Source organism: Streptosporangium sp. NPDC006013 (assembly GCF_040614275.1).
GTDB lineage: Bacteria > Actinomycetota > Actinomycetes > Streptosporangiales > Streptosporangiaceae > Streptosporangium.
On record NZ_JBEXUE010000755.1, the window covers coordinates 1 to 3,177 of the forward strand.

Annotated in this window: 1 protein-coding gene; it reads right to left on the minus strand. The window is 73.5% G+C overall.

Annotated elements, in window-relative coordinates; all coding sequences use genetic code 11:
- Window positions 1-3,177, minus strand: a 3,177-nt coding sequence (locus ABZ260_RS49025; RefSeq protein WP_355632266.1) for an SDR family NAD(P)-dependent oxidoreductase, incomplete at both ends; no start/stop codon positions are given.

The following is a 3,177-nucleotide window of genomic DNA, read 5'->3' on the forward strand; positions in this document are numbered from 1 at the left end:
GCGGATCACCTGGTTCAGGTCTCGTGCCTTGGGCCGCGGGTTCCCGTCCGTCGTCCTCACCCCTTCGTCAGCACCCGCGGCACGCATCGCGGGCAGGTCGAGCAGGGCGGGGACCAGAACGGCGGGGCCGAGCCGCAGCGCGGCGTCGAACAGCTCCAGCCCCTCGGCGGTGGGCAGCGGCCGGACCCCGCCGCGCGCGGCCCGTGCCCGGTCGACGTCGGTCAGGTGCGCGGTGACGCCGGTGCTCTGCGCCCACAGGCCCCAGTCCAGGGAGAGCGCGGGCAGGCCCGCGCCGCGACGGTGCTCCGCGAGGGCGTCGAGGAAGGTGCCGGCCGCCGCGTAGCTCGCCTGCCCCGCACTGCCCAGGACCCCGGCGATCGAGGAGTACAGCACGAACCACGCCAGATCGAGCTCCTTCGTCAGGTCGTGGAGATGCCAGGCCGCGTCGACCTTGGGACGGAGCACCGCGTCGACGCGCTCGGCGGTGAGCGAGGCGATCACACCGTCGTCGACGACACCCGCGGTGTGCACGACGGCGGTCAGCGGATGCTCCGCCGGAATCGCCGTGAGAACCTCCTCCAGGAACGCCCGATCGGCAACGTCCCCCGCCACGATGTCGACGCGGGCACCGAGCCCGGCCAGCTCGGCCCGTAGCTCGGCCGCGCCGGGAGCCTGATCGCCACGGCGGCTGGCGAGGATCAGGTGCCGAGCACCGTGCCCGGTCACGACGTGCCGGGCGAGCAGGCCACCGAGCCCTCCTGTGCCGCCGGTGATCAGCACGGTCCCTTCCGGGTTCAGAGGCGCGGCTCCGATGGCCGGGCCGCCCGTCGCCCGGACCAGGCGCGGCACCAGGATCCGATCTCCCCGTACCGCCAGCTGCGGCTCACCGGCGGCCAGCCGGCGAACGGTCTCCGCGCTGAGGTCGCGGTCACCGTCGACCAGGACGATCCGCCCCGGCTGCTCCGACTGGGCCGAGCGCACGAGTCCCCACACGGCGGCCGCACGCGGATCGACGGTCTCCTCCTCGGAGGAGGCCACCGCGTTCCTGGTGACCACGACCGCGCGGGCGGAACCGGCGCGCTCCTCCCCCAGCCATCGCCGTAGCTCGGCCAGTACCCGGTTCGTCACCTCGTGGACGGCGGGCACCACGCCCGCCGACGGATCCGGGCCGGCATCGCCGGAGATGACGACGACGTCGGTGACATCCGCGTCGGCGGGATCGACAGTGGGATCGACAGTGGGATCGACGGTGGGCGGCTCGACCCAGCCGATCTGGAAGAGCGAGTCGCGCGACGCCGATCGCGCCTCGCGCAGCCGGCCCGCCTCGATCAGGCGGGAACGCAGCCCCTCGACGGATGCGACGGGCGCTCCCGTGGCGTCCGCCACCTGGACCGTCCAATCCTGCGGGCCGGTCGGCGCGAGCCGCACCCGGACCTCGGACGCGCCGGAGGCGTGCAGGCGGACGCCCCGCCAGGCGAAGGGCAGCCGGTTGCCGCCGGCCGGGGTGGTCGGCAGGGCGTCATGCGCCGCGACGTGCAGAGCGGCGTCGAGCAGGGCGGGATGCACGCCGAACCGGGCGGCGTCCTCCCGCTCCCCCTCCGCGAGGGACACCTCCGCGAAGAGCACCTCACCCTGCCGCCAGGCCGCCTTCACCCCCTGGAACGCGGGGCCGTAGTCCAGACCGGCTCCGGCCAGGGTGTCGTAGAAGTCCGTGACATCGAGCGCCGCGGCGTCGGCGGGAGGCCACGCAGCCAGACTGAACGGGTTCTGCCCCGAGCCGGGGACGACACGGCCGCCCGCGTGCTTGACCCATTCGGCGCCTGCCGGTGCGCCCTCGGGGCGGGAATGGACGGCGACGGCGCGGCCACCCTCACCGTCCGGGGCACCGGCCGACACCTGGATGTGCACCGCGCCGCTCTCCGGAAGCAGGAGAGGGGTCTCGATCACCAGCTCGTCAAGCGCCTCCGCGCCGACCTCGTCACCGGCTCTGATCGCGAGTTCGACGAAGGCGGTGCCGGGAACCACGACCGTACCCGCGACCGCGTGGTCGGCGAGCCAGGGATGCGACCGCAGCGACAGACGACCGGTCAGGAGTACGGCGTCGGCATCCGCAAGCCCGATCGTGCCGCCGAGCAGCGGATGGTCGGCCGCCCCGAATCCCAGCCCCGAGGCGTCCGCCGCGCCCGCCGGCGAGGCGTCGAGCCAGTAGCGCTGTCGCTGGAAGGCGTAGGTGGGGAGGTCGACCTTGCTCGCGCCGGGGAAGACCGCCTCCCAGTCGATCGGGCTGCCATGGATGTGGGCCTGCCCGAGTGCCAGTAGCGCGCTCACCTCTTCGGGCCGGTCCTTGCGCAGCAGGGGGGCCAGCACATGTGGCTCGGCGTCGGGGCGCTCCGGCAGCGACTGCCGTGCCATCGCCGACAGCACCCCGTCAGGACCCAGCTCCAGGAACGTCGTCACCCCCGCCGCATCGAGGGTGGTCACCGCGTCGGCGAACCGGACCGGCTCTCTTACCTGCCGCGTCCAGTAGGCCGGATCGCTCAGCTCCCGGCCGGTCGCCACCTGCCCGGTCAACGTCGACACCAGCGCGATCCGCGGCTCGGCGAACCTCACCGCCTCCAGCACCCGCCGGAACTCCGCCAGCATCGGCTCCATCCGCACCGAGTGAAACGCATGACTGACCGTCAGCCGCCTGCTCCGCCGTCCCCGCCCGGTGAAGTCGGCCACCACAGCTGAAACCAGGTCCTCATCTCCAGAGACCACCACCGAGGAGGGCCCGTTGACGGCCGCGATCCCCACCCTGCCCGACCAGGTCCGATGGGAGTCGCCCGAAAGGTCCTCATCTCCAGAGACCACCAACGGACCGTCGGCGACCGTGACCCCCACCCCGAAGTCGCTCGAAGTGCCCGTCCGCACCTCGCCCGGCCCCGCCGGAGCACCCAGCCCCTCGATCGCGGCCACCACCCCACCGGCCGCCTCCGAAGCCTCTGAAGTCGCCTCGTCCAACTCCGCCAGGCTGTCGAGCACCTCCTGTTCGGTCGCCTCGATCGCGGCCATCGCCCCACCAGCCGGCAACGCCTGCATCAACCGGCCCCGCGCCGCCACCACCCTGGCCGCATCCGCCAGCGACCACACCCCCGCCACATGAGCCGCCGACAACTCCCCAACCGAATGCCCCAC